Below are 18,353 nucleotides of genomic sequence, written 5' to 3' on the forward strand. Positions count from 1 at the left end.
GCAGTGGACGGGGACGGCGGATCATGAGGACTCGATCTCCGACCTGCCCCCTACGCGACGACCAACTCGGCGGCCCATGGGGGGTCTGCTCCCGGGCGGGAGACGGTGACTGCAGCGGCCCGGGCGCTCTCGGCGAGCATCGCGTGCACGTCGGCCGGAGTCACGGACGTGAGCCTGCGCCGCGCATCGGTCCCGAAGCCTCGGGCGAGCAGGAAGGCGATGATCGTGCCCATGAAGGTGTCGCCCGCTCCCACCGTGTCGACGACGGTCACCGGCGATCCGACGACGTGCCGCACACCGTCTGCCATGATCGCGTCGGCGCCGTCTGCGCCGCGGGTCACGACGACGATGGCCGGACCGTTGCGTTGCCACCTCGTCGCCACCTCGATCGCCGCGTCAGCGGGGTACAGCCAGCGAAGGTCTTCGTCGCTCACCTTGACCACGTCTGCGAGAGCCACGAGGTCTTCGACGCGGGCGAGATGATCTGCGGGGTCGCCGAGCAGGGCGGGGCGCACGTTCGGGTCATAGGTGATGAGCGCGGTCGGGCGCGCGGCCCGCACGGCCGCCAGCACTCGGTCGGCGCCGGGGGCGAGCAGCGCAGCCACCGAACCGACGTGAACGACGGCGGCGTCACCGACGTCGAGGTGGTCGGGGTCCCACACCATGTCGAATGTGTACGTCGCGGAGCCCGAGGAATCCAGCGACGCGACGGCCGTCGATGTGCGGTCACGGACGGATGGCGACACGCTCACGTGCGAACCGGCCAGCCATGCGCGCACTGAGGCGCCCGCCTCGTCCGCACCCACGCAGGTGAGGAGGGTCACTTTCACGCCTTGGCGCCCGAGGGTCACCGCCACGTTCGCCGCACTGCCCCCGGGAGTCACCCTCGCCGATCCGTCGGCCCCGTGAACGACATCCACGAGCGCTTCTCCGATGACGGCGACGCGACTCATCGTTCTTCGGGTCCGCGTGCGCCGACCGCGAGTTCGCGCACGCGGAGGTCGGCGAAGACGGCGGATCCACCGTGGGAGTACAGCCGGATGCCGCTGTCCCCGCTCAGGGGGAAGACGCGATGCGAATGCACCACGGTTGCGTCGCCGACGAACAGTTCGACGCTGGTGCGGTCGACCAGCAGCCGCACGGCGAGCTTCCCCGAGCCGGCATCCAGCGCGGCCTGGGACTCCCCACCCGTGGGGTTGATCGTCGGTCGCCGATTGACGTAGGTGAACGGTCCCTTCAGGTACGCTCCCGCGGCGACGTGGCGACCGCCCTCGGGGGCACGGCACACCTCGAAGCCGATGTTCTCCGGCGGCGCCGAGGTGTCCCAGCGCAGCTCGCACGAGAGCTCGTAGGCATGCGAGCGCACCGCGAGGTCGTGTGTGCCGGCCACCGTGACGTCGCCCAGCCGGTGTGTGCGCGTGGCGTAGTCGCGAAGTGCTGCGGTCGGAGACGAGGCGAGGGCGTAGCCGGAGGTCGTGCGCACGAGCCGCAGGTCGCGCACGATCATGTCGTCGCCGTTGTAGCCGTCGGTGACCAGAGTGGGCGCGTTGTGCGGGTAGTCCCAGAAGTTCGCCCAACCGATGACGTGGCGCAGCCGTGGGTCCTCGGCACCGGACCTCGAGTGGTGCGGGTAGGTCACAGCGCCGTAGAAGTCGAAGCCGTGGTCGAGCCACCGCGGCTCGTGCTCATCGGGAGTGAAGGAGCTGCCGTCGAAGGATCCGGCCCAGTAGGCGTAGGTCGCCGGGAGCCCCCGGAACTTGGCGTTGCCGCTCAGCCCGAGGACCCAGTGGTCGGAGCCGTCGTCGGCGGTCATAGAGAAGATGTCAGGGCACTCGAGCAGTCCGAGGTCGGTGCGAACGAACTCCCCCACCCGCGTCCAGCTCCTCAGGTTCGACGAGACGTAGAACCCGATGCGATCGTGCTCGGCGTTGGCCATGAACCAGCGGGCGCGCTCGGCATCCCAGATGACCTTGGGATCACGGAAGTCGTACACGCCGGGATTGGGAAGCACCGGAGCATCACCTCCCGGCCGGAACGATCGTCCGCCGTCGGTGGAGTACCAGAGGTACTGCGCCTGCACCCCGTTCGGGCCCTGCGTCACGAGAGCGATGATCGCGCGGCGGCCATAGCCCGCCGTTCCCTCCGTGTCGACCACCAAGCTCCCCGACCAGCAGTCACCGTTGCCGTTGCTGAACTTGGGGATCGCGACCCCTCGGTCACGGAAGGTCACATGGTCGGTCGTGGTTGCACGACGCCAGGACGTGCCCGCGCCGCCACGCAGGTAGTCGGCGTTGTAGAGGTAGTAGTAGTGATACTCGCCGTCGACGAAGATCGGCCGTTGCGGGTCGTTCTTCCAGTTGTCCGGAACGCTGAAGTGGTACTCGGGTCGCATGGATGCCGCCGGTCTTCTTGTCGTGGAGTGTTCGGGTGCGGTCGCCGCAGCAGCGGGCGCCGTCGCCGCCAGCGCCCCCGCGGCGGCCGAGAGCGTCGCAGCGGTGAACAGTGAGCGGCGGGAGAGTTCAGGACTGGTCATGGTTGCTCCATTGCGATCGGTGCTGTGGTCGGGCTCAGCGGTGGACGTCGGCCGCGCGCATGCGCCACGCGCGAACGGTTCCCGTTGCGCCGCCGGTCGTGACGGCGATACCGGCGGCATCCGCTCGCGTCGGATAGATCCGCGCGGCCAGCGGCACTCCCCCCGCGAACATCTCGAGGGCGGAGTGGTCGATCAGCAGCCGCACGTGGAGGCGGTCGCCGTCGAGCGGCACGTCGCCGGAGAGCGCGGCGACGTCCACCGTCGGGTCGATGCTCGATCGGCTGCGGTCGAGGCTCAGCCGCGCCGCGCGCTCGTCCGTGCGCTCGATCCGGTACACGGTGCGCTCCTGGCCGTCGGCCGTCGCGCGCACGACGATCTCGACAGTCGCGCCGGGACGCAGCTCGACATCGAGCTCGAGGTCGACCTGGTCTCCCTCGAATCGCGCGCCGTCTGCCGCACCGTCGAAGAGCAGCGCGTCGCGCAGCGACGCCACCTCTTCGACAGGCGCCTGGCGCAGCGAGCCGTCGGCGGCAAGGGTCGCGGCTCTCGGCAGCGACATCACGCCCGACCACCCGGCCGCGATGCTCGCGGCATCCTCGCGTCCCTCCTGCATCCAGCCGAAGACGATCCGTCGGCCGTCGGCGTCAGACATCGACTGCGGCGCATAGAAGAACCTGCCCCCGAGGTCGAGTCGGTGCAGCCGATCGGGCACGTACCGGTCGCCCTCGTAGTGTCCGGTCCAGTACAGGGGGTGGTGCGTGACACCCTCGTCCCAGGCCGAGAACACGAGGATGTCGCTACGGGCTTCGCCGTCCTCCATGCGGAACAGGTCGACGCACTCCCACATCGTTCCGGTCCAGTCCGGCGCCGTGCGCGGGCGGTCGTCGCTGTCACCGACCACGAGGGGGCCGAGGTATCGCCACTCGCGCAGGTCGGCCGACTCGTACAGCAGTGCTGTTCCGCCTCGTCCGCGGATGCCGGAGCCGATGATCTGCCGCCACGAGCCGTCTTCCCGCCACACGCAGTGGTCGCGGAACGCGACGATGTCGAGGTCGGCGGGCGGAGCGGGGATCACAGGGTTTCCCGGGTGCTTGGTCCACGTCACGAGGTCGTCACTGCCGGTCGCGATACACGGCAGCTCATGCTCTCCGTGTCGTCCGGAATAGACGATCGTCGGAACATCGCCGTCATCGACGAGCACACCCGACCAGCAGCCGTCGACATCCGGACCGTCGCTGGGGGCCAGGGCTATCGGCAGATCACGCCACCGCACGAGATCTGTGCTGACTGCGTGTCCCCAGTGGATGCGGTCGTGCACGGGCGCGAGCGGATTGAACTGGTAGAAGAGGTGATACTCGTCGCCGCGGCGGGTGAGGCCGTTGGGGTCGTTGAGCCAGCCCGCCGGCGCGGTGAAATGAAACCGCGGCCGATGGGAATCTGCGGCGGCGCGCTCGAGAAGCGCCGCCTCGACGAGGGGCTGGTGCGTGGTGTCGCCGGTCATGCGGCTGCGTTCTCCTGATCGGTGGGGGCGAGGTCGACGGCGGTGCCCGGGGCATCCGACGGCGGCGCGTACGCGTGGCAGCGCACCCAGTGCTCGGGCTGATCGCTGACGCGATGGAACACGGCGCGCTCGGACGAGCAGGCCGTCTCGTCGCGGCCGGCGAAAGGGCAGGAGTCGGGGGTGAGCACTTGGCGGCGCAGCGCCGCCCGTTCCGCGGGGTCGAACGTTCCCCGCCGACGCGGATCGGGCACGGCGGAGATCAGCAGCTTGGTGTACGGGTGGGCGGGACGAGCCAGCAGCGTCATCGCGTCTCCGCCTTCGACGAACTCCCCCGCGAACATCACGACGATGCGGTCGGCGAGGTAGCGGGCCGAGGCGAGGTCGTGCGTGATGTACAGCATCGAGATGCCCTGCTGCTCGCAGAGGGTCCGCATGAGGTTCAGCACACCGATGCGTACGGACACGTCCAGCATCGACGTGGGTTCGTCGGCGAGGATGAGCCGCGGGTTGACGGCGAGCGCTCGCGCGATGGCGATCCGCTGACGCTGGCCTCCCGACAGCTCGTGCGGATAGCGGTCGAGCAGTTCCGCCGGCAGGTCCACTTTCGCCATCAGCCGCCGTTGCGCCTCCTCGATGGCGTCACGACCGACGGCGGCGTCGTGCAGGCGCAACGGCCGCTCGAGGAAGTGCCTCACCCGATGCACCGGGTTCAGCGAGCCGAACGGATCCTGGAAGATCATCTGCACGGCCGACCGGTAGTCGCGGCTGGCCCGGCGGGGTTCGGTGCGCAGGATGTCGCGACCTTCGAACAGGAACGTACCGGCCGAGGGCTGCTCCAACCGCGCGAGGCATCGGGCGAGGGTGGATTTTCCGCTCCCCGATTCGCCGACGAGTGCCACGACCTCTCCGTGGGCGATGTCGAGATCGACTCCGCCCAGCGCGCGCACGCGCCCTCGCGAGAACATCCCTCCGATGGAGAACGTCTTCTCCAGCCCGCGGATGGAGAGGACGGGCGTCTGCTGCGGGCTCATCGGGCCACCTCCGTCAGGGGCGATTGATCGTCGATCGGCGCGACCCAGTGGTCGGCCGCGATGGGAACGAGGTCGGGGATTCGGGGGAACCTGATCCCCTCGCCCAGCCCGGCGAGCCGCGCACGCGGACCGGTCATGGGCGGGAACGCGTTCATCAACGCCTGTGTATAGGGATGCCGCGGCTCGTCGAACAGGGCAAGCGCGGGCGCGGTCTCCACGAACCGACCCGCGTACATCACCGCCATCCGGTCGGACAGCTCGACCATGAGCGACATGTCGTGTGTGATGAAGAGGATCGCGAACCCGAGCTCGCGCTGCAGGTCACGGATCTGCGCCATGATCTCCTGCTGAACCACCACGTCCAGTGCCGTGGTGGGCTCGTCCATGATGAGCAGCGGGGGACGGAGGGCGGTGGCCATTCCGATGACCACGCGCTGGCGCATCCCCCCGGAAAGCTGATGCGGGTAGGCCCGCAGGCGGTCGCGAGGGATGCCGACGAGGTCGAGCAGCTCCGCCGCTCGCGCGAGGGCCGTCTTCCTGGAGGCGCCCTCGTGCGTCGTGTAGATGTCTGCGATCTGGTCGCCGATGGTCATGACCGGGTTGAGGGAGTTCATGGCGCTCTGGAACACCATCGCGACCTGGCGCCAGCGGAACGCGCGCAGCGCGTCGACACCGAGGGAGAGCACGTCAGTGCCGCGGAAGCGAATGGAACCTCCCGCGATCACTGCCGGATCTCGCAGCAGCCGCAGGATCGCGTTCGCGATGGTGGATTTGCCGCATCCCGACTCCCCCGCCAGCCCGAACACCTCGCCTTCGTCGAGGGTGAAGCTGACGCGATCGACCGCCCGCACCGTTCGGGCGTCGGTCACGTATTCGACCGAGAGGTCCTCGATCTCCAGGAGCGGCGTGCTCATCGGTCTCTCTCCTCGCTCGCGACCGGGGTAGGGTCGGCTGCCGTGACGCGGCGGCGGGGTCGCCGCAGCCTGGGATTCGTGGTCTCGTCGACGCCGTAGTTGACGAGGGCGAGCGCGAACGCGACGAGCGCGATCGACACTCCGGGCGGCACGAAGATCCACCAGGACCCGGTCAGCAGGGCGCCGTCGTTGCTCGCCCAGTAGAGGTTGGTTCCCCAGCTGACCGTGCTGATGTCGCCGAGGCCGAGGAACTCCAGCCCCGCCTGGGCGCCGATGCCGAAGATGATGCACGCCAGGAGCGTGCTCATCACGATCGACGCCATGTTGGGGAGCATCTCGCGGAACATGATGCGCAGGGGATTTTCGCCCGTCACCTGCGCTGCGGCGACGAAGTCCTTGCCGCGGATCGAGAGCGCCTGCGCCCGCAGCACGCGGGCCGAGCCCGCCCAACCGGTGATGACCAGTACCAGGATCACCGTGCCGAGACCCGGAGGGAGGAATGCCGCGAGGATCACCAGCAGCGGCAGACCCGGAAGCAGCAGGAAGACATTGGTGACCAGCGACAGCAGGTTGTCGACCGTGCGACCGAGATAGGCCGACGCGAGCCCCACCAGCAAGCCGACGAAAGTCGCCAGGATGCCGACGACGAAACCGACGAACAGCGAGGAGCGCGCGCCCCAGATGTTCAGCGCGAGCACGTCCTGGCCCTTCGACGTCGTGCCCAGCAGGTGATCCGCGGACGGCGGCTGCGCGCCGAGCCCCTGGATGACGGTCGGGTCGCCGGGAGAGATCACCGGGGCCAGGAGGGCCACTGCGGCGAACACGGCCAGGATGATCAGGCCGGCGACGGCCTTGCCGCTGCCGAGCAGACCGCGCAGCAGTCCGTCACGCCCGCGCGGACGCCGACGTGCGGGCGAGGTGGAGGTGAGCCCGCGGTCGAGCTCGGCCATGGCGTTCGGTTCTTGTGCGAGAGCCATCGTCACGCTCCGATCAGCTGACGCGCACGCGCGGGTCGAGACGCACGTACACGATGTCCACGAGGAAGTTGGCGATCAGCACGGCGGTGGTGATCGTGAGGAAGAGGCCCTGCATCAACGGGTAGTCGAGGTTCTGGACCGCGGAGAGGAGCTGGTACCCGACGCCCGGATACGCGAAGACCACTTCGGTGAGCAGCGCGCCGCCCACGATGAACCCGAGTGACATGCCGAAGGCGGTCACCGACGGGAGCAGGGCGTTGCGGGCCGCGTACCGCATCATGATGCGCCCAGGGCGCAGGCCCTTGGCCTCGGCCATGACGATGTAGTCCTCGGCATTGGTGGCGATCATCGTGTTGCGCATCCCCAGCATCCATCCGCCGATCGAGACCAGGACGATCGATGCGGCGGGCAGCACGAGGTGGTAGGCGACATCACCGATGAAGGCGAGCGAGAACTCCGGGGTGGAGCCGACAGAGAACGCGTGGCGCAGCGGGAACCAGCCGAGCGTGACGCCGAACAGCCACAGCAGCCCCATGGCCAACCAGAAGTAGGGGAACGAGCCGATGAAGATCAGCACCGGCGGCAGGGCGGAGTCGAGGACGCCGCCGCGACGCCACGCAGCGAGGATGCCCAGCAGGTTGCCGATCACCACGGCGATGATCAGCGAGACGAGCCCGAGCAGTACGGTCCAGCCGATCTGGCCGGCGATCACCTCGGTGACCGGCGTGGGAAAGCGGGAGATCGAGAATCCCATGTCGCCGCCGAGGATCTGCCCGAGGTAGCGGAAATACTGTTCCCACAGCGGCGCATCATCGAGACCGAACGAGCGCCGGAGCGCCTCGATCTGCTCCGGGCGGATCGCGCCCTGCAGTCGGGCGACCATGCGCGAGACCGGATCGCCGGGCATCAGCCGAGGAAGCATGAAGTTGAGGGTGATCGAGACCCAGAAGGCGGCCAGGTAGAAGCCGAGCCTCCGAAGGATGTATCCCATGGTGTGTCTCCACGGAGACCGGCGCGCCGCCCGCTCAGGCGGAGCGGCGCACCGGCCGTCCGGTCGTCAGCCCTTGACGGGCTCGAGGGTGGTGAGGATGAGGACGGCGCTGCGGGCCCGCACCGCCCCGAGGGAGGCGTACGGGTCGTCCTCGTCGGGCCAGCCGGTGAAGCGCAGCGTGCTGGCGGCACCGAACTCGGGTCCGGGGAAGAGTGCCACCACCGGCGCCTCCTCGGCGAACTGCGCCTGCAGCTGGTTCATGATCGACCGCTGCTGCGCCTCATCGGAGGTCGCCGCGAACTCGGCCAGCAGCGCATCGGCCTCAGCGCTGCCGTAGCGGTGGTAGTTCTCGAACGTCTGCTCGCCCGTGGGCTTGACCGTCTCGGTCGACATCACCCCGCGATAGAACTGGTACGGGGTCGGGGCGTTGTTGCTCCACACGATGCCCGACTCGAACGTGCCGTTCTCATAGCTCGACACCACCTCTGCCCAGTCGCGGGCTGCGACGTTGACCGTCACCCCGAGATCGGCGAGGTTCTGCGAGATGACGTTTCCGACCGACACCCAGTCGCTCGAGGTCGAGCCCACGGAGAAATCGAACTCGAACGGGCTGCCGTCGGGCAGCACGCGCGTGCCGTCTGCGCCGAGAGTGATGCCGGCGGCGTCCAGCAGCTTGGCCGCGCCGTCGAGATCGCGCTTCGTCCACGTGCACGAGTCGACGACCTCCTGGTCGCGCCAGCTGTCGTAGGCACCGGAGAGACCGGTGCAGTCCGCGGGCACCGTGTAGCCCTGCATGCCGATCGAGGTCACCTGATCGCGGTCGACGGCCATCGACAGCGCCTTGCGCACGTTCGGGTCGTCGAAGGGCGCCTGCGTGGTGTTGAACTGCCAGCTGACCATCGACCCGGTCGTGGGGAACCAGTAGAACCGGTGCTCCGGGTCTTTGGCGACGAAGGCCTGCTCGATGTTCGGGATGAACTGCGGCGACCAGTCGACGTCTCCGTTGGCGGCGGCGAGGTTCGCACCGTCGTTGCCGGCGAAGGCCAGCATCCGCACGCCCTCGATCTTCTGCTTCTCGGGCTGCCAGTAATGCGGGTTCTTCAGGAGGTCGAACGACTGCGCCTGGAAGTTCGTGACCTCCGTGTAGGGGCCCGTGCCGACCGGCTCGGGGTTGGTCTCCTTGGCCGGGTCGTCGAACTCGCTCCAGATGTGCGCGGGCGCGATGATCTGCTGCCCGACATCGAGTAGCGCGGGCGAGAACGGCTCGCTGAAGTCGAACTCCACCGTCTGCGGGTCGACGGCGGTGACCGTGTCGATGTAGTCGAAGCCGCCACGGATCTCGCGCTGCAGGTCGAAGCTGACGACCACGTCTTCGGCCTCGAACGGTTCACCGTCGGACCAGCTGACGTCGTCGCGCAGATGGAACGTGATGCCCGTCCCGTCGTCGGCGACCTCCCACTCCGTCGCCAGCCACGGCGTCGTGGTGCCGTCGGCGGGGTTGAAGACGAGCATCGATTCGTAGATCGCCACCTGCGTCATGGGGAAGTCGGGGTTGGAGAAGGGATTGAAGTTGCGGTCGAACGTGCCCATGTCTTCGCGTGGGATCGTCAGCAGCTGCGAGCCGTCGAGTCCGGATGCCTCGGGGGACGTGGTCCCCCCGCACCCGGTGAGCGCAAGCGCTACCGCCAGCGCGCCGGCGGCGAGTACCGCCGCGCGGCCTCTGTGAAGTGTCATGATGGTGCTGTTCCTTTCTTCTTCGTCGAAGGCGAAGGGTGTGCTCGTCCCCAGATGTCCAGTCAGACGGACGAGCGTTCCAGGAGCGGGCAGTCGACCGTCACGATGCTCGTGTCGGTCGACTGGCCCGCTGTGATCGCGGCGAGGATGTCCACGCCTCGGGCGCCCATCTCATCGAAGGGCAGTGCAACCGTCGTCAGACTCGGTCTCAGGTAGGCCGCGATGAGCTCCTGATTGTCGAATCCGATGACGGCGACATCGTGGGGGATGCGCAGTCCGCGCTCCTTGATGGCGTCGTAGGCGCCCATGGCCATGCGGTCGTTGGCGCAGAAGATCGCCGTGGGCGGGTCGGCGAGGTCGAGCAGTGCATCGACAGCCGTGAATCCGCCGTCGGCCGTGGCGTGACCGGAGATCTCCAGCACGTCGTCGATGTCGATGCCGGCGCTGCGAAGCGCGTCGTGATAGCCATGGCGGCGGCCGACGGCGGCCGGGATGTCCGGATCGAGATTCACGAAGCCGATGCGACGGTGGCCCGCAGCCAGCAGTCGCTCCGTCGCGCGACGCCCTCCGGTGCGCTCATCGGGCACCACCGCGGGGTAACGTCCCTCGGCGTCGTAGCAGTTGACGAGCACGGTGGGCACTTCGCGTGCGATCTCCGGAACGGTGACCGCGCGGTGCCACGTCGCCGCGTAGATCAGACCTTCTACCCGTTGCTCCAGGAAGCGCTCGATAGCCGCGGCCTCGGCTTCGGCATCCGACTCGGTCGAGGCGATCAGCAGATACTTGTGATCCAGAAGGGCGCGGTCCTGGGCGCCCTTGATGATCTCCACCGCGAACGGCGCAGTGACGATCTCGGTGACCAGGCCGTACCAGTCGCTGCGCTGCTGAGCCAGGGCGCGGGCCCCGGCGTTGGGGCGGTAGCCGAGCTGCGCGGCGGCATCGAGCACGCGATCGCGGGTGTCGTCGGAGAGGGCCACAGAACGACGGTTGTTGAGGACGAACGAGACCGCCGACCGGGAGACGCCGGCGAGATCGGCGACGTCCTTCATCGTGACGGCCCGCTGCTTTCCCACCATGGTGAACCTCTCCGTTGAGGCGACTAACTCGCGTTAGCACCTGTTGCGATCGATGCTAACGCGAGTTAGACGAGTCGTCAACCGCCGACCCGCGTCGGCACCGTCGGGCGGTTGCCGCCACATCGTGCGCTCAGATGCCGGCAGGCCACCGAGGCCACCGGGGTGGAGACACCGTCAGCGGCGAGCTCCCGGGGCAGCCGGAACGCGGTGAAGGGCATGCGCCGGTAGGACAGCGCTCTGCAACGCCGCCACGACCGGAGCGAGCTCGGGCGTATCCGCAGCATCCGCAAGCACGCGCTCGAGCGTCTCGTCGTGCACCGGCCTGGCCCTCTCGTACAGCTCCTGCCCTTTCGCAGTGAGCTCGGTATAGATCCCCCGGCGGTCGTCTGCGCAGAGAATGCGGGTCAGCAGTCCGCGATCTTCCAGCCGCGTGACGAGGCGGGTCGTCGCGCTGGGGCTCAGCGCGGCAGCGCGCGCGAGCTGCTGCATCCGCATATGCCAGCCGTCCTGCCGGCTCAGCGCGTCCAGCACGGTGAACTCGACGACCGAGAGCTCGACCTCGCCGCCCAGCGCCCTCTCCAGCTGCGCCTCGATCAATCCATGCAGGGCCGCGAGCGTGCGCCAACCCTGCGCTCGCACCTCAACAGCGTCGTCGCCGATGCCCATGTGACACTCCCGAAAGTTAGTTGCTTGCGCAGATTGATTGCGTATGCAAAGATCTTCCTTGCTTGTGCATTATCCCGCGCTTGCAACTACCTTACCGTCTTACGAGGAGATCGTCATGCCCTTGGGTCTCGTGGCGCTGGCTATCGGCGCTTTCGGCATCGGACTCACGGAGTTCGTCATCATGGGGCTGCTGCCCGAGGTCGCCGCCGATTTCCGCGTCTCCGAGGCAGCCGCCGGATGGCTGATCTCCGGCTATGCCCTCGCCGTGGTCGTCGGGGCCCTGGTGCTCACCGCGGCGACCACCCGACTGCCCCGGAAGCCCGTCCTTCTCGGTCTCGTCGTGCTGTTCATCGCGGGGAACGTGCTCACCGCGATCGCCGAGGACTACAGCCTCGCGATGATCGGCCGCATCCTCGCCGCGCTGTGCCACGGCGCCTTCTTCGGCATCGGTTCCGTCGTTGCCGCCAGCCTGGTCGCGCCGGAGAGGAAGGCTGGCGCCATCGCGATCATGTTCACCGGTCTCACCGCGGCGAACGTGCTCGGCGTGCCGTTCGGAACCTTCCTCGGCCAGCAGCTCGGGTGGCGGGCAACGTTCTGGGCGATCTCCGTCATCGGCGTCCTCGCATTCATCGGCATCGCCGCCCTCGTGCCCGTCCTGCGCAGCCCGGAGGAGCGGATCAGCATCCGCGGCGAGCTACAGGCGTTCCGCTCCGGCCAGGTCTGGCTCTCGCTGCTGGTGACCGTCCTCGCCTACGGCGGCATGTTCGGCGCGTTCACCTATATCGCCTACACCCTCACCGAGGTCTCCGGCTTCGCCAGCACCACCGTGCCCTGGCTGCTCGTCTTGTTCGGCGCCGGCCTCGTGGTCGGCAACTGGCTCGGAGGCAGACTGGCCGACCGCTCCATCGACGGCACCCTGGTCGTTTTCATCGCCGCGCTCGTCGTGATCCTCGCCCTCTTCGGCCTGCTCGCCGGATCCCCGATCGCCACCATCGTCGCCCTGTTCCTCATGGGCGGATTCGGATTCGGAACCGTCCCGGGCCTTCAGAGCCGCATCATGAACTACGCAGGGACCGCACCCACACTCGCCTCCGGCGCCAACATCGGCGCGTTCAACGTCGGCAACGCCCTCGGCGCCTGGGCCGGCGGCGTCGGCATCGCCGCCGGACTCGGGTACACCTCCCCCATCTGGATCGGCGCGACGATCACCGCCGTAGCCCTCGTCGTCATGATCATCGCCGCCGCAGCCGCGCGCGGCTCCCACGCGAGCACCGCGATGTCCGCAGACGGCGCCGGCGGACCTTCCGCACGCGCGACCGCGACCGCGACGACCCACTGACAGCCCCACCGCTCGCCGACCGAAGGAGTCGCCTCATGCCCACCACCATCAGCAAGCTCTCCACTGCCGACGCCGATCACCTCCTCGACGTCGCCCGACGCGCTGCCGAGGAAGCCGGCGCCACGGTGAGCATCACGGTTCTCGATGCCGGCGGCCACCTGCTCGCCTTCCGCCGCGACGACAACGCCGTGCTCATTTCCGGAGAGACCAGCACCCGCAAGGCCTACACCGCACTCCAGCTCGACGCCGCCACCGCGGACGTCGTGGACGCAGTGAAGCCGGACGGGCCCTTCCACTCCCTGCAGACCGCGCTCGATCGGCCCCTGCTGTTCATCGCCGGCGGGGTACCACTGCGCCGCGACGGTCACCTCATCGGTGCGATCGGGGTAGGCGGCGGCGCACCCGTCGACGACCACCGGATCGCGACAGCAGCCGCCGCGACGCTGCAGCCGCAGTGAGCGCACGCCGGAAGCGACCATGAACCATGGCTCGGGCGATCGCGGTACGTAGGCGCGTCACAGGGCGCCGATACGGCTCCACGCGCACGAGACGAGACGAAAGAAGAGGATCGCGGTTTTCACCGCGATCCTCTTCTTTATCCCAGCTGTTCGAACTCGTCGTCCGAGGACGTCGAACAAGTCATGGTGGCGAGTGAGGGATTCGAACCCCCGAATGCAATGCAGTCTGATTTACAGTCAGATCCCTTTGGCCGCTTGGGTAACTCGCCAGGTGCGCATCCGCCCGGCTTTTGCAGTCGACCGGAGGCGCGATCAACCATATTACCCGTACGCGAGCGGTGCCGAGAACCACCCTCAGGCGGCGACGAGGACGCGCTCCACGAAGGACTCGACGCGATGGCGGGTGCCGTCGATGCGGCGATCGACGCTGGCGCGCATCTCGCTCGGCGCCAGGGGCGCGGCGAGGCGGACGTTCTCGTGGCAGGACAGGTCGGCGCAGACGTACGTGCCGACGCTGTCGCCGCGGGCGCCGGCGTCCCCCGCACGCCGTGCGGTGAACAGGGCCACCTGATCGCCCGGCTGCATCGTGTGGCACAGGTTGCACATCGCCGGTCTCCCCCGGCCCGAGCCGTCGGTGGCGCGCAGGACCACGCCGGTCGGCTCCCCGTCGATCTCGGCGACGACGTACCCGCGACTGCGGGTGCGCGGATCGCGCCAGGCCAGGAAGTCGAGGTGGTCCCAGTCCACGAGGAGGAAGTCCACCGGCAGGGCGATCCGTTCGAGCTCGTCGGGCGCGGCGTTCACGAGAACCGCGCGCACCTGTTCCTCGGTGAGCGGCTGCATGCCCCCAGTCTACGAACCCGTCACCGACACCGGCTCCGTGACGATCAGCCGCCCGTCCCGCCATCCGACCGGCATCGGGTCGGTGATCCCGCCGACGAACCGCCCGTCGTCGCCGACGTTGCGGAAGGCGAACAGCAGCCAGCGGCCGTCGTCGCGGCGGCGCAGCAGTCGTCCGACGTAGAGATCCTCGCCCGTCAGGCGCGTGGCGCTGTCGACGTCGAACGGACCGAGCACGCTGTCGGCGGCGATGGCCCACGTGCCCCCGCGCTCGTCGCGCCGCGACGGCATCGAGTGCTCGGCCAGGCACGAGAAGATGAGGACCGGACGGCCGTCCACGACGGCGACCTGGGTGACCTCGAGCTGGCCGAAGCCGTTCTCGCTGGGCGCGCTCACCGGCTCGCGCAGCTCCCACCTGCGGAGGTCCGGCGACCACGCGTGGCCGACGACGCCGCGCCCGTCGACGGGCCCCTGCGGCGCGCGCGCCGTGACGTACATGTGCCAGCCGTCGCCGTCCGGATCGGGGAACACCCACGGGTCGCGGAAGGCCTCGTCGTGCCAGGCCCCGCTGTCGATCGTCTCGTACCAGGGGGCCGCCGCTTCGAGCACCGGCGCGGAGCCTTTGCGCCAGGTGAGGAGGTCGTCCGAGGTCGCGTAGCCGATGCGCTGGATGTTCTTGCCGTGGCCGGCGAGCGACGACCCCGTATAGAAGGTGTACCAGGTGCCGTCCGGATGCCGGACGGTGGAGCCCGTCCAGGTGGCGAGGTCGTCGAAGGCCGGCGCGTCGCCGCGGACGAGGGCGTCGTCCACCCGGGCCCAGTCGGTCAGGTCGTCCGAGACGGCGTGGCCGATCGATGCCCGGTAGTGGCGGGCATCCGGATCGTGGAGCGCACGCGACGCGTAGAGGAAGAAGAGGTGGTAGCGGTCGCCGTCGTCGGCGAACCAGAAGTCCCACACCCAGGAGTCGGGAAGGTCGAACAAGAGGATTCCTTACAGGAGGTCGAGGATGCGGCGGGAGGGGACGACCGCGGCGGTCATCCCTTCACCCCGCTCGCGGCGATGGAGCTCACGAACGCGCGCTGGAAGACGAGGAAGACGACGAGCACGGGGATCGTGATCAACGAGGTGTACGCCATCACCTCGCCCCAGGCGGTGTTGAGCTGGAAGAAGTACTGCATGCCGACCATCACCGGGCGCAGGCTCTCCTTCTGCACGACCATCAGGGGCCAGAGGTACTGGTTCCAGGCGGGCAGGAAGGTGAGGATCGCCACGGTGGCGAACGCCGGACCCGACAGCGGCACGATGATGCGGCGGTAGATGGCGAACCAGCTCGCGCCGTCGATGCGGGCCGCCTCGTCGAGCGACTTCGGAATGGTGGAGAAGTACTGCGTGAACAGGAAGATCGAGAACGCGTTCGCGATGAACGGCACGATCTGCACCTCGTACGTGTTCAGCCAGCCGAAGTCGTACTTGAGCACACCGCCCTCGAAGACGAGCGTCGGCAGCTGCGCGACCCAGTAGACCATCGGCACCGCGATCGTCTCGAACGGGACGATGAGGGTCGCGATGATGACCGCGAGCACGACGACGCGTCCCCGCCAGGCGAGCCGGGAGAGGGCGAAACCGGCCATCGAGTTGACGACGAGCCCGAGCCCTACGGTGAGCACCGTGACGAGGATCGAGTTGAACATGAACTGCGCGACGGGCACCCGGTCGAAGACGCCGAAGTAGTTGTCGAGGCTGATGTCCCCGACGGGCAGGAACGCCATCGGCGAGTCGATGTCCTGCAGGATCTGCGCGTCGGGCTTGAGGCTCGAGACGAACATGAACACGAGCGGGAAGAGGAAGACCAGCGCCAGCAGCGACATCGCGACGTAGGTGGCCACGGTGCCCCAGCGGCGGGAGGTGGCCGCGGAGCGGGGCTTCTTCGGATCGACCCGCTGCGTGCGGGCGGGCGGGGTGACGGTGGCGGTCATCAGTCCTTCTCCCGGGTGAGGCGGCGCTGGATGAGCGCGATGATGAGCACGGCGACGAAGAAGATGAGCGAGATGGCGGCGGCGTAGCCGATCTCCTGCTGCTCGTACCCCTTGCGCACGGCATGGAAGACGATCGTCGAGGTGGCCCCCTGCGGACCGCCCTGGGTCATGACGTCGATCTGCACGAACAGGCCGAGCGCGGCGATCGTGATTGTCACGAGCACGAACACCATCGTCGGGCGAAGCCCCGGCCAGGTGACGTTGGTGAACTGGCGCCACGGGCTCGCGCCGTCCATGCGCGCCGCCTCGTACAGCTCCTCGGGGATCGTCTGCAGTCCGGACAGCCAGATGATCATGTGGAACCCGACCGCCTGCCAGATCGACATGACGATGATGGCGCCGAGGGCGGTCGACGGGTCGTTGAGCCAGTCGGTTCCCCGCCACTGGCCGAAGGTGACCGCGTCGATCATCGAGTTGATGAGGCCGTCGTCCTGGTAGAGGAACTTCCACAGGATCGAGACCACGACGATCGAGGTGACCACCGGGATGAAGTACACGACCCGGAAGAACGTCGTGCCCCGCAGCCGGCGGTTGACGAGGACGGCCAGTGCGAGACCGAGACCGGCCTGCACCGGGACGACGACGAGCGCGAACAGGGCCGTGTTGCCGATCGACTGCACGAACACAGGGTCGGCGGTGAAGGCGCGGATGAAGTTGTCCACCCCGACGAAGCGCGGCGGGTTGGGCGAGATGAGGCGCGCGTTGGTGAACGAGAGCGTGAAGGCGAGGATCACCGGGATGATCAGGAACAGGAGCAGGAGGATCGCCGCGGGGGCGACCATCCCGAACCCGGCCCAGGTCTGGCGACCCCGGCTGGAGCGGAAGCGACGGAAGGAGCGCCGAGGGGTCTCGGCCGCCGCCGTCGGAGGAGAGACGGTCATGGAGATGGCCTTTCAGTGGCAGGTCCAGGGGGCGGAGGGGACGCCGCACGGTGGTGCGGGCGCCCCCTCCGCACCGATCACTGGAAGCCGTACCCGTCGTTGGACGCGATGTTGGCGTCGATGTCGGCGACGGCCTGGTCGAGGGTGCCCTTCACATCGGCGCCGCTCATGATGTTCTTCGCCGCCGTCTCGAAGGTGGTCGAGATCACCGCGTAGGCGGGGGTCTCGGGCCGCAGCACCGCGTACTTCTGCGAGAGCTCCACGAAGGGCCGCAGCACGCCGTCGTCACCGAAGTACTTGGACGCCTGGGCGGCCTCCTCGGTGGCGGGGATGACGATCTGCTTGTCGGCGAACTCGGTGATGTACTCGTCGTTGAAGCTGAACTCCAGGTAGTCGCGCGCGCCCTCGGCGTCGTTGCAGCTGGAGGAGATGGCCCACTGCCACGAACCGCCGCCGATCTTCGGCCCGGTGCCGAGGTCCGGCGGGGGGAGGATCAGCAGGTCGTCGCCGATCGCTTCGACCGATGCGAGGGCGTTCCACACTCCCGTGTAGCTGAGGGCGACCTCGTCGTCGACGAACTCCTGGTTGCCGACGGTTCCCGAGTTGCTGGCGTAGCCCTCGGCGAACAGGTTCTGGAACCATGTCCCCCACGCGACCGCGGCGTCGCCGTTGAGCGCACCGTCGGCCGAGAGCATGGTGTCGCGGTCGATCAGGTCGCCGCCGAAGCTCTGCAGGAACGGGGAGTACGCGTACGGCCACCACTCGCCGGTGTCCTCGGCGCCGATGTCGATCGGGGTGTCGTAGCCGGCGTCCTTGAGGGTGGCCAGCGCCGCGTCGAACTCGTCCGCGGTCCAGGGCTGGTCGGTGGTCGGGATGCGGATGCCGTTCTCGTCGAGCACCGACTTGCGGGCGAAGATCGACAGCGCGGCATCCCAGTAGCCGGCCGAGTAGATCTCGCCGTCCCACATGCCCACGGCTGTGGGCAGCAGCTTGTCGGTGATCTCGCTGGAGATGCCGAGCGGCTGCAGGTACTCCGCCCACGCCCAGTTCGGCATGATCGGACCGTCGAGGTCGAGGAGGCAGGGGAGGTCGCCCGAGGCGGCGGCGGCGACGATCGCGTCGTTGTAGGCCCCCTGCGGGAACGACTCGTGCACGACCTCGTACTGGTCCTGCGAGGCGTTGTAGTCGGAGATGATCCGCTCGTAGACCTCGAGCTCGGCGGCGTTGCCGGCCGAGTGGGTCCACATCGTCAGCTGGGTGCGACCGTCCTCACCGGTGGTGGTCCCCTGGCCGGCCTGGCCGCAGCCGGTCAGTGCGAGGACTGTCACCAGCCCCGCGGCGACGAAGAGGGGCGACGTTCTGCGCGTCATTGTGGT

The 18,353-nt window shown here is 68.5% G+C and carries 17 protein-coding genes and 1 tRNA gene; 2 read left to right on the forward strand and 16 right to left on the reverse strand.

The window, feature by feature from the left end:
• Positions 1 to 50: 50 nt before the first annotated feature.
• The 10 genes from ACPWUT_RS11890 to ACPWUT_RS11935 form a co-directional block, all read right to left on the reverse strand.
• Positions 51 to 953, reverse strand: coding sequence for a carbohydrate kinase family protein (locus tag ACPWUT_RS11890; protein ID WP_425837857.1), 903 nt, complete (start codon positions 951 to 953; stop codon positions 51 to 53).
• Entirely contained in the window at positions 950 to 2,533 is a 1,584-nt protein-coding gene (locus tag ACPWUT_RS11895; RefSeq protein WP_425837860.1) for a glycoside hydrolase family 32 protein, read from the reverse strand. The genes ACPWUT_RS11890 and ACPWUT_RS11895 overlap by 4 nt, the downstream gene beginning before the upstream one ends.
• A 34-nt stretch (positions 2,534 to 2,567) precedes the next feature.
• Positions 2,568 to 4,034 (reverse strand): glycoside hydrolase family 32 protein, encoded by a 1,467-nt coding sequence (locus tag ACPWUT_RS11900; RefSeq protein WP_425837863.1) that lies wholly within the window; start codon positions 4,032 to 4,034, stop codon positions 2,568 to 2,570.
• Positions 4,031 to 5,065, reverse strand: a complete 1,035-nt coding sequence (locus tag ACPWUT_RS11905) for an oligopeptide/dipeptide ABC transporter ATP-binding protein (protein WP_425837866.1) — start codon at positions 5,063 to 5,065, stop codon at positions 4,031 to 4,033. Before ACPWUT_RS11905 ends, ACPWUT_RS11900 begins: the two co-directional genes overlap by 4 nt.
• Positions 5,062 to 5,979 carry an ABC transporter ATP-binding protein gene (locus tag ACPWUT_RS11910; protein ID WP_284530056.1) on the reverse strand — a complete coding sequence of 306 codons (918 nt, stop codon included), beginning with the start codon at positions 5,977 to 5,979 and terminating at the stop codon, positions 5,062 to 5,064. The genes ACPWUT_RS11905 and ACPWUT_RS11910 overlap by 4 nt, the downstream gene beginning before the upstream one ends.
• A complete protein-coding gene (locus ACPWUT_RS11915; protein ID WP_425837870.1) occupies positions 5,976 to 6,929 on the reverse strand; it encodes an ABC transporter permease in 954 nt (317 codons plus the stop codon). Before ACPWUT_RS11915 ends, ACPWUT_RS11910 begins: the two co-directional genes overlap by 4 nt.
• Positions 6,930 to 6,969: 40 nt before the next feature.
• Entirely contained in the window at positions 6,970 to 7,947 is a 978-nt protein-coding gene (locus ACPWUT_RS11920; RefSeq protein WP_425837873.1) for an ABC transporter permease, read from the reverse strand.
• A gap of 66 nt (positions 7,948 to 8,013) precedes the next feature.
• A complete protein-coding gene (locus ACPWUT_RS11925; protein ID WP_284530061.1) occupies positions 8,014 to 9,681 on the reverse strand; it encodes an ABC transporter substrate-binding protein in 1,668 nt (555 codons plus the stop codon).
• 62 nt (positions 9,682 to 9,743) lie between these two features.
• The gene (locus ACPWUT_RS11930) at positions 9,744 to 10,757 is read right to left on the reverse strand and encodes a LacI family DNA-binding transcriptional regulator (protein WP_284530062.1); all 1,014 of its coding nucleotides are present in this window, start codon (positions 10,755 to 10,757) and stop codon (positions 9,744 to 9,746) included.
• A 174-nt stretch (positions 10,758 to 10,931) separates the two neighbouring features.
• On the reverse strand, positions 10,932 to 11,423 hold the full coding sequence (locus tag ACPWUT_RS11935) for a MarR family winged helix-turn-helix transcriptional regulator (RefSeq protein ID WP_284530063.1): 492 nt from the start codon (positions 11,421 to 11,423) through the stop codon (positions 10,932 to 10,934).
• A gap of 115 nt (positions 11,424 to 11,538) precedes the next feature.
• Between ACPWUT_RS11935 and ACPWUT_RS11940 the strand changes: the two genes are divergently transcribed.
• Positions 11,539 to 12,762 carry an MFS transporter gene (locus ACPWUT_RS11940; RefSeq protein WP_425837878.1) on the forward strand — a complete coding sequence of 408 codons (1,224 nt, stop codon included), beginning with the start codon at positions 11,539 to 11,541 and terminating at the stop codon, positions 12,760 to 12,762.
• 35 nt (positions 12,763 to 12,797) lie between these two features.
• Positions 12,798 to 13,220 (forward strand): GlcG/HbpS family heme-binding protein, encoded by a 423-nt coding sequence (locus ACPWUT_RS11945; protein ID WP_284530065.1) that lies wholly within the window; start codon positions 12,798 to 12,800, stop codon positions 13,218 to 13,220.
• Between the two features lie 184 nt (positions 13,221 to 13,404).
• Here ACPWUT_RS11945 and ACPWUT_RS11950 read toward each other — a convergent pair.
• From ACPWUT_RS11950 to ACPWUT_RS11975, 6 genes are all read right to left on the reverse strand, one after another.
• Positions 13,405 to 13,489, reverse strand: a tRNA-Tyr gene (locus ACPWUT_RS11950).
• An 85-nt stretch (positions 13,490 to 13,574) separates the two neighbouring features.
• Positions 13,575 to 14,063 (reverse strand): FBP domain-containing protein, encoded by a 489-nt coding sequence (locus tag ACPWUT_RS11955; protein ID WP_284530066.1) that lies wholly within the window; start codon positions 14,061 to 14,063, stop codon positions 13,575 to 13,577.
• Between the two features lie 9 nt (positions 14,064 to 14,072).
• Complete coding sequence (locus tag ACPWUT_RS11960; RefSeq protein ID WP_425837883.1) at positions 14,073 to 15,041, reverse strand: glycosyl hydrolase family 32; 969 nt, start codon at positions 15,039 to 15,041, stop codon at positions 14,073 to 14,075.
• Positions 15,042 to 15,094: 53 nt separating this feature from the next.
• Positions 15,095 to 16,036, reverse strand: a complete 942-nt coding sequence (locus ACPWUT_RS11965) for a carbohydrate ABC transporter permease (protein ID WP_284530068.1) — start codon at positions 16,034 to 16,036, stop codon at positions 15,095 to 15,097.
• On the reverse strand, positions 16,036 to 16,977 hold the full coding sequence (locus ACPWUT_RS11970; protein ID WP_284530069.1) for a carbohydrate ABC transporter permease: 942 nt from the start codon (positions 16,975 to 16,977) through the stop codon (positions 16,036 to 16,038). Before ACPWUT_RS11970 ends, ACPWUT_RS11965 begins: the two co-directional genes overlap by 1 nt.
• 77 nt (positions 16,978 to 17,054) lie before the next feature.
• On the reverse strand, positions 17,055 to 18,347 hold the full coding sequence (locus ACPWUT_RS11975) for a sugar ABC transporter substrate-binding protein (protein ID WP_425837888.1): 1,293 nt from the start codon (positions 18,345 to 18,347) through the stop codon (positions 17,055 to 17,057).
• Positions 18,348 to 18,353 lie beyond the last annotated feature (6 nt).

Source organism: Microbacterium sp. PA5 (genome assembly GCF_049860775.1).
Taxonomy (GTDB): Bacteria; Actinomycetota; Actinomycetes; order Actinomycetales; family Microbacteriaceae; genus Microbacterium.

Bases quoted from the DNA above. Each gene is read 5' to 3' on its own strand.
- ACPWUT_RS11890 (WP_425837857.1), bottom strand. From the start codon at position 953: ATGAGTCGCGTCGCCGTCATCGGAGAAGCGCTCGTGGATGTCGTTCAC.
- ACPWUT_RS11895 (WP_425837860.1), bottom strand. From the start codon at position 2,533: ATGACCAGTCCTGAACTCTCCCGCCGCTCACTGTTCACCGCTGCGACG.
- ACPWUT_RS11900 (WP_425837863.1), bottom strand. From the start codon at position 4,034: ATGACCGGCGACACCACGCACCAGCCCCTCGTCGAGGCGGCGCTTCTC.
- ACPWUT_RS11905 (WP_425837866.1), bottom strand. From the start codon at position 5,065: ATGAGCCCGCAGCAGACGCCCGTCCTCTCCATCCGCGGGCTGGAGAAG.
- ACPWUT_RS11910 (WP_284530056.1), bottom strand. From the start codon at position 5,979: ATGAGCACGCCGCTCCTGGAGATCGAGGACCTCTCGGTCGAATACGTG.
- ACPWUT_RS11915 (WP_425837870.1), bottom strand. From the start codon at position 6,929: ATGGCCGAGCTCGACCGCGGGCTCACCTCCACCTCGCCCGCACGTCGG.
- ACPWUT_RS11920 (WP_425837873.1), bottom strand. From the start codon at position 7,947: ATGGGATACATCCTTCGGAGGCTCGGCTTCTACCTGGCCGCCTTCTGG.
- ACPWUT_RS11925 (WP_284530061.1), bottom strand. From the start codon at position 9,681: ATGACACTTCACAGAGGCCGCGCGGCGGTACTCGCCGCCGGCGCGCTG.
- ACPWUT_RS11930 (WP_284530062.1), bottom strand. From the start codon at position 10,757: ATGGTGGGAAAGCAGCGGGCCGTCACGATGAAGGACGTCGCCGATCTC.
- ACPWUT_RS11935 (WP_284530063.1), bottom strand. From the start codon at position 11,423: ATGGGCATCGGCGACGACGCTGTTGAGGTGCGAGCGCAGGGTTGGCGC.
- ACPWUT_RS11940 (WP_425837878.1), top strand. From the start codon at position 11,539: ATGCCCTTGGGTCTCGTGGCGCTGGCTATCGGCGCTTTCGGCATCGGA.
- ACPWUT_RS11945 (WP_284530065.1), top strand. From the start codon at position 12,798: ATGCCCACCACCATCAGCAAGCTCTCCACTGCCGACGCCGATCACCTC.
- ACPWUT_RS11955 (WP_284530066.1), bottom strand. From the start codon at position 14,063: ATGCAGCCGCTCACCGAGGAACAGGTGCGCGCGGTTCTCGTGAACGCC.
- ACPWUT_RS11965 (WP_284530068.1), bottom strand. From the start codon at position 16,036: ATGACCGCCACCGTCACCCCGCCCGCCCGCACGCAGCGGGTCGATCCG.
- ACPWUT_RS11970 (WP_284530069.1), bottom strand. From the start codon at position 16,977: ATGACCGTCTCTCCTCCGACGGCGGCGGCCGAGACCCCTCGGCGCTCC.
- ACPWUT_RS11975 (WP_425837888.1), bottom strand. From the start codon at position 18,347: ATGACGCGCAGAACGTCGCCCCTCTTCGTCGCCGCGGGGCTGGTGACA.